Here is a 12,684-nt window from a genome sequence, read left to right on the forward strand (position 1 = left end):
ATCTCGCGGGTCACGCTACTCTATATGTTTTCAAAGATCTTTTAAAGATCCCCTCAGGCTTCTTTCCCTCCCGGGCGAACTCCTTCAGGCGTAAAGACCATATTAATTACGTCGCCCAACCCGTCAAATCTCTTTTGTATTTATTGATTCGAATTTTGGATCTTTTTTGAAGAAAATTTAAAGAATTTTCCCGCCAATTTTCATAAAAAGACGGTTAAGTTTCTAAAGTTTTTCGGTTCATTAAGACTCATCTAAGAAATATTTTTTTGAATCTTCTTTATCACAATAAAAACAACTTGCCCGGAAATTCATTTCTCATACACAAGAGACATGCGTTATTCGCGTTACAAAAACTTAATTTACAAAATCGTCTTTTTATTTATCCTTCATACCAATTGTTCGGGCGACCCGAGCAATATTCCTTTATTTCTAGCTACACCTAATAGCGGAGATGGAATTCATATCATACATCCGCATGCAATTACTGAGAATAACGAGATAGTCTCCGGATATACGACCTTTTATATAGATAAAGACGGAAACGCTTCGAATATGACTTTGAAGACGAGTTGGCAAACAAATCTTCCTCATACAATCGGAACAGGCGGATCTTTGCATATAACGGATAGCGAAGATCCGCTTAGCGGAACCATCGTCGGCACCGTGGACGGAATGACTGATACGTTTCGTATTTCAGGATATTACGGAGCTATTCTCGACTTCGTAGCGAACGCGGATCCGAATGATACTTCTACGTCCTGCCCTGTGCGAATCGGCACAAGTATATACTTTAAAGACAATCAGGACGCTACATTTACTTGGACGGATTATTCCTATCAATGGAATCCGTACACTGCAATCGGATATTGTGATTCGACCGATACGATTTGTAATCCTTTAAAAATCATAATCCTGGGTCATAAATTATCAAATGATCAGATCATTTTGGAAGATGCTACAATCTTAATGGATTTTTCCACTAGCACATTTTCAGGTTCCGTAATTATTGAAGGTACTCCTGCTTGGGTCGGAGTAAATAATCCTCCATGCCGTGGAATCTATTCTATTTCCGGATTTATAATCGAACAGGATGATAATCCGATTCCTCATTAGAATTTAAGTGAGAGTCTCCGCGGCAGTGATGCGCAGACCTTTAGTCCCGGCTTAGCCGGGATGAGCGCGACTGCGCGAAGTCGGAACAGCACGGTCCGAGCGATGCGAGGAGCCGCCCTAACCCCATACTCTCTATTTTCAAAGTTGCAAAAAAGTTTCGATTTTGAAAGAAAAAGGAATTCGAATTTGGTCTTTGAAATTTCAAGTTTCTTGCAAATGGAGAAGGGTCGAAAATTTTATCTTTAGATGAGTTCGTATTTTTCTCCAGGAGAATCGGAGCAGTCAGAGATGATAGGTTTGCCCAAGGCCAAAAAAGGCGCGCGGGCATTGGTAGTTGCAGGCGGAGGAATGAAAGGTTCCTTTGCAGGTGGGGCATTGTACGCCATCAACCAGGCAGTACCTTCTACATACTTCGATCTAATTTTGGGAGTTTCTTCCGGCTCCTGCGCTGCAGCTTATTATACTACAGGTTATGAGACGGATTATGCTCATGGTTTGAAGATCCTGGATATTTGGAGAAAAGAACTCACCGGCAGCCAATTGATCTCTTTTTTAAATCCTTTCCGGGGAAAAACTTTTTTAGATCAAGAATATCTAATAGATTATTTGTTCGGGACAAAGTATAGACTCCCTTCCGAATATTTGGAGAAGAAAGAGACTTCTCCTTTTTATGTGGTGGTCACAAATCTTGCAAAAGCAAGGGCGGAATATGTGAAGGCAACCGCCTCCAACGTTTTAAATTTATTGAAAGCCGCAACTTCTTTGCCGATCGCCACCAGAGGGAAATGGAAAGTAGGCGGGCAATATTATGGAGACGGAGGAATATCTGATCCGATCCCTGTAGAGTCTGTAATCCAAGCTGGTTATAAAGACATTACCGTAGTATTAAATAGCCCCGAGGATGAATTTTCAGATCCGATCCCCGGATTCCAAGGTTGGCTTTCTTATCCTTCCAACAAAAAACTTTCTCATATGATCACCAAGGTGCATCATACTATGTACAATCGTGCGGTTCGTATTATTCATTCTCCACCTAAAGGAGTGAAGATCAGAGTCATCTCTCCGGAAGAATCGGAGTTAAGCATGGTCACAACAAGTTCCAAACTTTTAAATCGTTCCGTTACCAAAGGTATGGAAGCTGGACAAAGATTGGTCGCGAACATGATCGCTGAAATTTCAGAACTCAAAAACAAATCCAAACTTTTGAGAAAACTTTTTATTCCTACGATCCGTCCGGAAGAAGGCAAAAGTTGATCTTAGGCTGCTTCTGACAATCTGATCTTTTTCAGATCTCCTTTCCTTTTTAATTCGGAAATTGCAAAATAATATGATTTTCGAACGGAATGTTCGCTGAGTCCCAGATACCAGCCTATCTTTTTGAAACTTTTTTCTTCCGTCACTGCCCCGCAGACTTCGACTATCTGTTTTCTGGACATTTTCCATCTTTCTAAATTTTCGAAATGATTGATCTGCATACCCTGGTAAAGTCTGGAAAGTTTTTCGTTTAATTCTTTTTTCCTAAGCCAGGATTTTCTTTCTTCTTCTATATCTTTTGAATAATAATCGCTTAATTTTAATTTTTTCTTTTTTAGTTTAGAATAGAATAATCTGGATTCTTTTAAGTTTAAGGGAATCCTATGTTTTAGCTTTAGAATAAGGGAAACAATCGGATCCATTTCAGCCAGAATATTTTGGATTAAAAGAGAAGTTTCCTGGGTTTGGCTCAATATATCATTAGTGAATTCGGATCTAGGATCGTAAAATCTTTCGAATCCATCCGATAAAATTTCACTTTGATTGAGCCGGATCTCCTTCCTTCTTTGATTCCATATTAGATTTTTAGTATATGTCGTAAAAAATGCAGGGAAATTTGAATATCCTCTTTCCTTGAATAAATGTAATACTTCTTCCGCATCCAGAACCAGTTTTAAAACGATCTCAGAACAGGAATCTTCGTCCAAATGATATCTTCCTTTGGCGAGCGTCCAGGCCCAGATCCATGCTTCTTTTAGAAAATTTTCTGAGTTCCCTTCTCTAAAATAAAATTCAACGGAAGAGATAAGTCTTTTGTCTTTTTCGGAGTTTTTTTCCATGATCGGATTTCGAAATAGAAGATACGATCATCTACAAATATAAAAAAGGAACCGTTCGCCTTAGGTTCGATTGTAGAGGCTAAGACGAACTTTTTTGGATTTTTTTAATTCGCGATCCCGACTGTGAGACTTGCGATATATCCTCCTGTGGAAGAGTCCTCTGTAATTGTACATAATTCTAAACTTAGATCGGAACTTGAGTTATTAAATATATTATCATAACAATTTCCGGGAACGGAAGTGTTTTGACCATGAGCTGAATATAAAGAAGTATTATATACTGTTTTTGTAATGTCTTCCGGGAAAGCGATTTGAGAAGTAGCTACGAGCCCATTATTCAAATACACTTGAAAATGAATATGAGTCACCCTTCCAGAATACCAACCGGGATAGATCGTTGTAAAATTTACGATCCCTGAACTATCGGTAAGTTGTATCCCTCTGCAGAATGTTTCTCCTATATAATTTTTGGCCCCCAAATATCCGGATTCGCTGTATCCTGAATAATATCCGTCCTTATCACAATGCCAAATATCCACTCTTGCATTCGAGATAGGATTACAATTATCATTTATATTTTGGATCGTTAATACAAGACTCAAAGGAATTCCTGTTTTTCCTTCCGTGATATCTTGGCGAAAATAAGAAGAATTAGAGCTCAGATCCAAAGGATAAGGACCTTCCGTTTCTTGCGGGATCAAAGCGCATACGGAAGAACTATAAACGTCGGAAGTATTACAGGAAGAAGTATCCAGAATTCCTTGTAATAAGCCAAGATTAGAAGGAGAACTATCCTTTTGAGAATTACAGGAATTGGCAAGCCCTGTAAAAACCGCGCCTGATACGAATATACTTTTCAGAAAATCTTTTCTTTTCAATGCAAACTCCGTATTCTCTCTCATTGGAAAGAGAGATTTGATTTAGATATTTTTTGCATCTAGATAAACCCGGTTAGGAAAGAAGGTTCCCGGGAAATGTTATAAGAAAGTTTTTTACAAAATAAAAATGATCTTTATTCGGATAATAATGTTCCTTAAGGATAGAAAACATAAAATGAAACTAAATCATAATATTATAGGTCGCAATAGAAAATAAAACTAAGGAACTAACAAACTCCCGCAAGAGAACCCTATTATGAAAAAATTAATCTTATATTCAGCACTAGCACTCAGCTTAACCGGAACTACATTCGCACAACCAAGCGGCGGCCCCGGAGGACCTCCGGGAGAAGATCCATGCAAAACCGAAAGACAAACCTATTGTAAGGATTCCAGACATGGCCATGAATCCGATCGTTGTTTGAGAGAATACATGTCCAAACTATCTGAAACTTGCAAAAATCATATAAACGAAATGATGTCTCGTTTCGAAAAATTCAGATCAGCCTGCGCAGCTGATGAAGAAAAATATTGTAAGAACGTTGAACGCGGACATGCTCATATGAAATGTATGAGAGAGAACGAAAGTAAGTTATCCGCCGCATGTAAGGCCGCGCTTCCATCTCCTCCTCCTGGAGGCGGACCTAGAATGTAGGATTTCGCTCTTACCTAGGCTGGCAAAATCCCTGGATCATACTCGTCCGTAGGCAAAGGAGTACATCCGGGAATTTTGCTCCAGTCAGGTTCGTCCCCAATATGACGATAAGAGTGGGACCAAAGAATCCTATCTTTCAAAACTAAAAAAACGCCGGGCATTCTAAGTAAATGCCTACCTTGGACTCCGTAAAAATTTCCTTTTGCAAGTGCACGTACTGCACTCACCCAAACTTCCGGGCCGGCTAATTCGATTAAATTACCTTCAGGAACATCGATCTGGTCATAAAAAGAAACGTTTGGATTTGAGATCGCTTTTGCTTCCGGCCAGAATCTGGAAAAAAATTCTTCTCCTTCCCTCACAGACTCAGGATATACAAATAAAACGGGAGGGAATGCAGCCATTTCCGAACTGAAAACACGAAGGTCTTCCACTGTTTCTCTGCAAAATATACAACCAAGATGACGCAGAAAAACGACCAAACTAGGTTTTTGAGGAAGATTGTCCCCGAAACTTAAGCCGGTTAAATTTCTTCCATGGACCTGGGATTCCAAAATTTCTTTCGGTAGGAATTTCATCTCTCTTTCAAATCTTCCACGATACCGTAAAGGAAATCGATTGCTTTTCTAGTCCTTAGACGAATTTCTTTCTACAATGGATTTGCATCTTGTAGACATTATCATCTCTCTTCTGACCCTCACAGCAATGGAAATCGTTCTAGGAATCGATAATATTGTATTTCTTTCTATTGTAGTTGGTAAACTTCCTAAAGAACAACAAGCAAGCGGACGTACAATCGGTCTTTTAGCCGCATTAGGCTTCAGGATAGGTTTGTTATTTACCGTAAGTTGGCTTGCAAGTCTCACAAACGGACTTTTCCAAGTCGGAAATTTTACGGTGACCGGAAGAGACCTGATCATGCTTGGCGGGGGACTTTTTCTGATCGCAAAAAGTACAAGCGAGATCCATCATAAAATGGAAGAAGGTGAAACGGATCTGGACACAGGATCTTCTCCTTCTTTTTTTAATGTGATCGTTCAGGTCATCATTTTAGATATTATATTTTCAGTAGATTCTATCATTACTGCAGTTGGACTTTCGGGAAATCTGATGGTCATGGTACTTGCAGTAATCATCTCTCTTGTGATTATGCTCATCTTCTCCGGAAAGGTAAGCGATTTTATAAACGAACATCCTACTATGAAAATTTTAGCTCTATCCTTTTTGATCATGATCGGAGTAATGTTATTCGCAGACGGTTTACATTTCCATATTCCGAAAGGGTATATTTATTTCTCTATGGCATTCTCACTTTTGGTGGAATTCATAAATATGCGGGTTCGTAAGGTAAATCAATCCCCTTAAGAACTCTGGAATTGACCCTCGCTTTTCGATTCCAAATAGCCCAGCTCAGATTATAAAGTGGAGAAGACCAGATATTCGGAAGTATATTTCCGTTCACCGCAAGTTCTAATACCTGGTTTCTCCATTTTTTATAAAGTTTATCCACTTCTTCCGAAACTTCTTTTGTGATCGGATCCAGGGAAAAATTCCTTTCAAGACCGAGAGTATATTCTACTTTTTGAATATATTTCTCCTGCTTCTCCTTTAACTCCGCGCTAAAGACGGAAACTGCCTTATCATAATTTTTCAAACAGAGTCTATATAAAATTTCATGATTCCACCAAAGTGAAGAATCCGGGCTTGCTCCCGGCTGAACAATATCTCCTTGTAAGAAAGTTTTTCCTGGAATGGAGAAAGGAATAAAAACCGACAGAGAAGGAATAGAACATCCTGTCGCCCAAAACTGAGAATAGGCAGGATTAGTATCTAGTTCCGCTACAAATGAAGAAGTTGTCTGGTTGGGAGAAAAGGGACCTCCCGCATGAAGACAAACTGAACCCATACCGGACTGACTAGGAGAATATCCTAAACTCTTAGATGGAAAACCTCCTTGGCTGATAGAAAGAGGGACACTCCCCTTTTCTTTACCTTCTAACCTCAAGATCTGCATCGCTTCCGCAATACCTAACTTGGAACCGAAAAATTTCCCCCCTCCTGTGACGATCTCTCTCCGTATTTTACATTTACTGAAACTAGTGAATAGAGAATCGGAAAATGCATCTTTAAAGGAAAAGGTTTCTCCCTTCTTCAACCAACCCTTTGCTCTCGCAAAATCGATCGCATGTGAATGAAGACCATCATAATCTGAACCCAAGGTTAGACCGTTCGAGATTGCATAAAATCCTTTGACCTTCTTCCAAGCCCAGTATCTATCCGCGGTTTCCAAAACATAAGCTTCTTTAGGATCTGCGATTATAAAACTATTATGATAGAAGAAGTTCCGATTTGAATAACCTCCACATGCATCTTGGCCGAATCTTTCTAAATATTCAATGATAAGGTCTCTTGCTTCTGCTGCAGTATCCGAACGTTCTAATCCGAGACGTAAAAGATCCATCCCGGTCAAACCGTCATTTTTCTTTTCAATCTTAAGTTTTGTGAATACGGCCTCGTTACCGATCACAACACCTTTTGAATTCGCACCCATCTCAGCTCCCCACATATGAAGAGGACGAGAGATCAAAACTTCTCTGGATTTTTTGGAACTAGGAACATCTATAAAGGTAAGTCTTTGCTGGCTTTCCTTAGATACCGTTTCCGGATATCGTACCAAACATTGGGGTTCGTTCGGTTCTCTGTCTGAATTTTTTCCGAAGATCATTTTTCCGGAAGAAGTAGAATCCGGAGTCGCCACGAAAGTATCGCACATGGGCAGTGATCCTAACTCTTCCTATAAGAAGAGCAAGATGTTTTTTGTTTAGAGAACTTCCAAATATAACATAGTCATATCGTCCTTAGGCGGAGAAGAATGTAGACCAAGTATAGCTTCTCCCAGAGAATCCAAAAATACTCTACCGGAAAGAGATGTATAATCTCGGACCAGATCGATGAATGCTTCGTTTCCGAAAAATTCTTTTTCTTTACCATAAAACTCGAACATTCCATCCGAGAACAATAAGACCCTATCTCCGGACTCTAATAAAATTTCGTAATCTCTATTGAATAATTTCGGAAGAGCAAGAAGTACGGTTCCTTTCCCGGTCAATTCTTGCACGGAACCGTCAGACTTTATGATAATTGCTGGATGATGTCCCGCATAGGAATAGGTCAGAGCTTTTTTTTCCAGGTCCAGTCTCATATAAACTGCGGTGATAAAAAACCCGCTTATCATAGTCATTAAAGACTCATGGATCAGAGTTAAACCTTTAGAAGGACTTTCCGCAACAGGGGCAGTAGTTTTAAAAGCCATTACCGCCATAGCCGAAACCATCGCAGCAGAAACTCCATGACCTGCGGCATCTGCAAAGAAAAAGTCAAGCTCCCCTTCTTTGCCCAGATTTGTTTTGATCAAATCCCCACCCACACTTTCCAGAGGTTTAAAATAAGAATAGATCCTAAAATTTCCTGCTTCCGGAAATTCAAGATCCACAAGGCTTTTTTGGGTCTTCTGAGCGATGGCCAATTCTTCTTCGATATTGATCTGGAATTTTTCCATCTGCACATCTGCTTCTAATAAGGTTTCGAATGTTTTCATTCTAAAGCCGATCACAAGAACCGACAAAACTCCGGAAGAGATGAGACCGAAATAATACATCCCGACATCTATCTTAGGATCTTTTACATGCATTCCCACAAAGAACGCGACCGCTATAAAAAGAAGAAGGATCGCTATCAATACCCTTCGGTTGTTAATGGAGACCCCGGTGCTGAATACAACAAGTATCAATCCGAATAAATAACCCAGATATAAACCATTCACATATAAAAGATAAAATGAATGGATACTCATCACGGCGAAATGAAATAGCAAAACCGGTTCGGAGTATTTTTTAAATTTTTCGAATTTAAAACTTAAGAATAAGGAAATACAGATAAGAGTGACATGAGAGACCCTCATCCATCTTGGATCGGAAAGGCCCTCCGAAGCAGGATCGCCTAACAACAAACCGAACCCAGCGAAAAAAAGAAAAAGGGACATCGCGAATCGAAATCGCGAAAGAGATTCCTCTGATAAAAATTCTTTTACGCTTGTGATAGCCGGCGTTTCATTTGTTTTGCTGGAAGAATTGTTCCTTGTAGACATCTGGAATTGCCACCGGTTTACCAGTAGAAAAATTAAACCATAACAGTTCCGCTTTTCCAGTCAACACGCATTCCCCTGCCTGGTTCCACATGGAACAAACGATCGAAAAAGATCTGTTCTTAACGGATTCCAATTTTACGGAAATATCAATCGTTTCCGGAAAACGAACCTGCTTTCTATAATCCATTTCAATATGAGTCAGGACCGGCCCACCTTCCATAGGTTTCTGAGGAGATTCCCAAAGACCCATATCATCAAAATAAGAAGCCCTCGCAGTTTCGAAATATCTCGCATAGACCACATTATTCACATGGCCAAATGCATCCATATCTCCCCAAGCTACTTTTTGTTGAACACTGTAAGGGTATTTTTCCGGTTTAGACATAGAGCTAGAAAAATCGAAGGGAGAAATTCTGGAAAGGAAAGAATTTCGTTTATGTTTCGCACTGAGGACATAGGGACCATTGAGAAAAGTCAAAACAATGAGGAACTTTTATATTTTTTCAACGCGTCTTTAGATATTTCTGCCGGAACAATTTCCTGTAAAAATTTTAAAAATACATCCAATCCGGCTAAATAAGTAACAATTTCGATCTTCACTTTTGGGCCGTAGACACGAAATGCGGACTGGCTAAAAGTTACCTTATTAATCTCTTTCCAGGATAATTCCGATTTATTCCTAAAAAGACCGAAAGATTGGATCGACTTTTTATCTATAATGATTTCGTGGTTCTTGCAATAGAATAGTAGAATTATAGATGCAATCATCATCGGAAATGAAATATAGAAGGCTGTTAGATCTGATGGTAAACTAAACTCACCTAATTTAAAATGAGGATAATATTCCAGAACTAATAATCCGAATAAAAAAATAAGAAGGAAAATAGCTAAATACCAATATATAATCGGAAGTCTTAATACAATTTTATCTCCGACCTCTTTCGGCTTTGTTTGTTTCGCGAGCAAATAAATAATAAATCCAAAAATAGCAACTGCTATTTCTGTCACAATATGATCCAATATCCAATCCAAATCTATCACCTCGAATAATGTAATTTTCTAATATAGGACTTTTCCCTTAAAGACGGTCACTTATTATTTAATAATTTAATAAAACAAGTATTCCATCAGGGTTTTTTCAAAAACTGTTTATATTTTTGAAATGCCCCTTCATATAGATCGGATGTGACTGATTCTTCTAAGGCAGAAAGAAATATTTCAAATCCGGACAAAAGAGGTACAACTTCTATCTGATTCTTCCCGTCGTTCAGAAAAAAAGCGGATCTTTCGAATCGGACAGATTGAATATCCTTCCAGAGAAGCCTTTTATGTTTTCTAAAAACTCCTTCAGATACAATACCGTCCTTTTCCAATACGATCCTATAATTTTTACAATAAAGTATAAGTAAGATCCCTGCTAAAAATAGCAGAAAGGAAACCAAACATAAAATTGGATCTGGAAGACTAAATACCCCATTCTTATAAAAAGCAAAATAAGTATCTCCCAACAGGATGACTGGAACCAAAGAGATTAGGAAAAAACCGGCTAATCTATATAGTATAGGAAGCCTCAAATAACGTTTTGTATTCTTTTGAAACTGAAGTTTATCTGTTTGTTTAATCAAATATTCGAATGTATATGTAAGAGAAAAAGCAAAAACGGATCCAAGCACAAGAACCAGGATCGTTTCTCTTGTGAACCATTCCGTATTTATAAAATTCATACAATGACAGTGGAAGATCTGCGTATAAGCCGGATTTTGTACTCTTGCGAGCGATGATCATTTATCTTGGTCTTTTAGTTACCGAAAAGACTCTTTGCTCTCTACCCACGGCCCTGCAGAACCAACGATGGCCGCCTATTCGAGATTGCACCCGGGAGGGTTTACATTGCCCGCTTCTTCACAAAAGCGGCGGTGGGCTCTTACCCCGCCATTTCACCCTTACTAGAAAACTAGCGGTATATTTTCTGCTGCACTTTCCATATCCGGTTTCTTGCGATCCCGAACTCCGGGAATTACCCGGTCCCGTGGTTCTATGGTGTCCGGACTTTCCTCACAAACTCTCCGAATGAGGGAAAATCCACTCGATCAGAAAAGAAAGCGCGACCATCCGGCAGACCTTCCAATACGAATTTAGAATGAATCCACGGCAAGTCGCTAAGAAAAGAAGAAATGTAAAATTTCCCCGCCTCTATTTTGCAACCTTGCAAGGCAAAATTCTTCTAATTCAATAATGTCATCCAAGAATATACAAAAGCCCCATCCAGGAAGTTCTGAATTAGCCAGAAAAGCATTACGCTGGTTCGGAAGACTTTATGGATCCTTATTTTATAAAACAGAAGTTTATGGATTAGAAAATGTGCCCCAAACCGGAAAAGTTTTAGTACTCTCCAAACACCAAAGGAATGATGATATTCCTCTGGGGCTTTCCAAAGCATTATATCATAGAAGAATGGATATCTGGGCGATCATGAAAGATTCTCTCGCTGCTCCTATTTTCATGGACTATTTTCTAAAATGTGGGGGAATTCCTCTCAATAGAAAAGAACCTAGAAAAAGTAAGAACGATCTTCTATTTGCCAAAAAGGTACTCAATGAAGGCAATATGCTCGTGATATTCCCGGAACAAACCACCATCCCTTATAAAATGGGGAAAGGCCGTCCGGGCGGATTCAGATTTATTGTAGGAAAACCAGAAGAACCGCTAGCAGTTCTTTGCCTGGGATTAGAATATAAACCCAGAGGATTCTTGCGTAGGACCAGTTTTATAGTCCGTGCTGGAAAACTCAGACACTTTGAGCCTGATATGGACCATGAAGATTTCCTTCACGATTGTATGCATGAGATCGCAAGCCTAACCAATCTCAAATACCCATTCGAACAGGCTAAAAAGGCAAACGACTCAAATGGAGATTTAGAACTTCTCGAAACGATCTCTTAGAATCCATTTTTGGCACGCTAAGTCGCTAAGAAAAGAAGAGCCCTTGCTAAAAACGCCAAACCTTCTTACCTTTGCGTCTTTGCGTGAGCCTACAACGTTACTCTTAACATCTCCTTAACGGGGTGGAAGGAACTCCTTACACCCCTCCCTATTCCCAAAGAAGGCCATAATCGTTAAACTCTAGGCATGTTTCAAACAGCGTGCCAACTGGCCCTCAAACTTCCCTATATCGGAATTTCAGATTCGAAATTTGAAAAAAATCTAGTTTTTCCCAGAAACTTGGCACGGCGTTTGCACTATATTAGACAAAGCCTCGGCTGGGAGATAAAAAGATGAACAAATTAATTAAAATTGCCCTAATTTTAAGCATCTCCACTGCAATTTATGCAGAACCTGAAACCAACGTGATCGAAAGTTCGCTCAAGAACTACACACCGGAGACAGACACCCAGCTGGCAAATAAGCTAACTGCCCTTGGTAGCCTAAAACAAAAAACCAGGGACTACGAAGGTGCAATCGCTTTTTACGACCAGTCCTTAGCTGTGAGAACAAAAATCGGTGATAAAGAAAGTTCTGGATACGCTCTGGTCCTTTATCTGAAATCCATCTCCGAATTCCGCCTCGGCAAATCCTGCCAAGCCTTAGAGAACATTAAAGAAGTTATCCATGTATACCAAAAGATTGGTGACCTTGATTCCGCTCTTCACGCAGAGGAAGAAGGTCTTAAAAAATACCAGGAAGCATGCAGCCTGGCTTTTGCGAAACAGCCAAGCCTGACTCTAAACAAGGACTAAGAAACAGCCGGAAATCATCCCATCTCTAGTTCTAACTTCCCTGGTCCGCCCCTTTCGGGGC

General features: G+C 39.6%; 14 protein-coding genes and 1 other RNA gene. 6 read left to right on the plus strand and 9 right to left on the minus strand.

The features are described 5' to 3' along the window. The first annotated feature begins 552 nt into the window (after positions 1 to 552). Both EHO58_RS08100 and EHO58_RS08105 read left to right on the plus strand, forming a co-directional pair. Positions 553 to 1,113, plus strand: coding sequence for a hypothetical protein (locus EHO58_RS08100; RefSeq protein WP_135679608.1), 561 nt, complete (start codon positions 553 to 555; stop codon positions 1,111 to 1,113). A 246-nt stretch (positions 1,114 to 1,359) separates the two neighbouring features. Next, positions 1,360 to 2,367 (plus strand): patatin-like phospholipase family protein, encoded by a 1,008-nt coding sequence (locus EHO58_RS08105; protein WP_135628535.1) that lies wholly within the window; start codon positions 1,360 to 1,362, stop codon positions 2,365 to 2,367. Between the two features lie 2 nt (positions 2,368 to 2,369). Here the strand turns inward: EHO58_RS08105 and EHO58_RS08110 are convergent, their stop codons facing one another. Together EHO58_RS08110 and EHO58_RS08115 are read right to left on the minus strand one after the other, a co-directional pair. Next, positions 2,370 to 3,206: an RNA polymerase subunit sigma-70 gene (locus tag EHO58_RS08110; protein ID WP_135679609.1), complete on the minus strand. Its 837-nt coding sequence runs from the start codon at positions 3,204 to 3,206 to the stop codon at positions 2,370 to 2,372. A 104-nt stretch (positions 3,207 to 3,310) separates the two neighbouring features. Continuing rightward, positions 3,311 to 4,084 carry an intradiol ring-cleavage dioxygenase gene (locus tag EHO58_RS08115; RefSeq protein WP_167483201.1) on the minus strand — a complete coding sequence of 258 codons (774 nt, stop codon included), beginning with the start codon at positions 4,082 to 4,084 and terminating at the stop codon, positions 3,311 to 3,313. Positions 4,085 to 4,340: 256 nt separating this feature from the next. On the opposite strand from EHO58_RS08115, the gene EHO58_RS08120 reads away from it, so the two are divergent. Continuing rightward, positions 4,341 to 4,739 (plus strand): hypothetical protein, encoded by a 399-nt coding sequence (locus EHO58_RS08120; RefSeq protein WP_135679611.1) that lies wholly within the window; start codon positions 4,341 to 4,343, stop codon positions 4,737 to 4,739. A gap of 14 nt (positions 4,740 to 4,753) precedes the next feature. Here the strand turns inward: EHO58_RS08120 and EHO58_RS08125 are convergent, their stop codons facing one another. Then, positions 4,754 to 5,317, minus strand: a complete 564-nt coding sequence (locus EHO58_RS08125) for a SelL-related redox protein (protein ID WP_135679612.1) — start codon at positions 5,315 to 5,317, stop codon at positions 4,754 to 4,756. A 76-nt stretch (positions 5,318 to 5,393) separates the two neighbouring features. Between EHO58_RS08125 and EHO58_RS08130 the strand changes: the two genes are divergently transcribed. Further along, positions 5,394 to 6,104 carry a TerC family protein gene (locus tag EHO58_RS08130; protein ID WP_135679613.1) on the plus strand — a complete coding sequence of 237 codons (711 nt, stop codon included), beginning with the start codon at positions 5,394 to 5,396 and terminating at the stop codon, positions 6,102 to 6,104. Here EHO58_RS08130 and EHO58_RS08135 read toward each other — a convergent pair. The 6 genes from EHO58_RS08135 to rnpB form a co-directional block, all read right to left on the minus strand. After that, on the minus strand, positions 6,064 to 7,512 hold the full coding sequence (locus EHO58_RS08135) for a peptidase C69 family protein (RefSeq protein WP_135679614.1): 1,449 nt from the start codon (positions 7,510 to 7,512) through the stop codon (positions 6,064 to 6,066). The genes EHO58_RS08130 and EHO58_RS08135 overlap by 41 nt on opposite strands. A 48-nt stretch (positions 7,513 to 7,560) precedes the next feature. Then, complete coding sequence (locus EHO58_RS08140; RefSeq protein ID WP_244241105.1) at positions 7,561 to 8,781, minus strand: PP2C family protein-serine/threonine phosphatase; 1,221 nt, start codon at positions 8,779 to 8,781, stop codon at positions 7,561 to 7,563. A 67-nt stretch (positions 8,782 to 8,848) separates the two neighbouring features. Further along, a complete protein-coding gene (locus EHO58_RS08145) occupies positions 8,849 to 9,271 on the minus strand; it encodes an acyl-CoA thioesterase (RefSeq protein ID WP_086446347.1) in 423 nt (140 codons plus the stop codon). A gap of 89 nt (positions 9,272 to 9,360) precedes the next feature. Beyond that, positions 9,361 to 9,918, minus strand: coding sequence for a hypothetical protein (locus EHO58_RS08150; RefSeq protein ID WP_135679616.1), 558 nt, complete (start codon positions 9,916 to 9,918; stop codon positions 9,361 to 9,363). A gap of 95 nt (positions 9,919 to 10,013) precedes the next feature. Continuing rightward, the gene (locus tag EHO58_RS08155; RefSeq protein WP_135628545.1) at positions 10,014 to 10,610 is read right to left on the minus strand and encodes a YdbT family protein; all 597 of its coding nucleotides are present in this window, start codon (positions 10,608 to 10,610) and stop codon (positions 10,014 to 10,016) included. 9 nt (positions 10,611 to 10,619) lie between these two features. Further along, positions 10,620 to 11,010, minus strand: an RNA gene (rnpB, locus tag EHO58_RS08160) — RNase P RNA component class A. A gap of 111 nt (positions 11,011 to 11,121) precedes the next feature. Between rnpB and EHO58_RS08165 the strand changes: the two genes are divergently transcribed. Together EHO58_RS08165 and EHO58_RS08170 are read left to right on the plus strand one after the other, a co-directional pair. Beyond that, positions 11,122 to 11,829, plus strand: coding sequence for a lysophospholipid acyltransferase family protein (locus EHO58_RS08165; protein ID WP_208728752.1), 708 nt, complete (start codon positions 11,122 to 11,124; stop codon positions 11,827 to 11,829). A gap of 332 nt (positions 11,830 to 12,161) precedes the next feature. Beyond that, positions 12,162 to 12,623 carry a tetratricopeptide repeat protein gene (locus tag EHO58_RS08170; protein WP_135628546.1) on the plus strand — a complete coding sequence of 154 codons (462 nt, stop codon included), beginning with the start codon at positions 12,162 to 12,164 and terminating at the stop codon, positions 12,621 to 12,623. The last annotated feature ends 61 nt before the right edge of the window (positions 12,624 to 12,684 follow it).

Origin of the sequence: Leptospira selangorensis, from assembly GCF_004769405.1 — a bacterium.
GTDB classification, from domain to species: domain Bacteria; phylum Spirochaetota; class Leptospiria; order Leptospirales; family Leptospiraceae; genus Leptospira_B; species Leptospira_B selangorensis.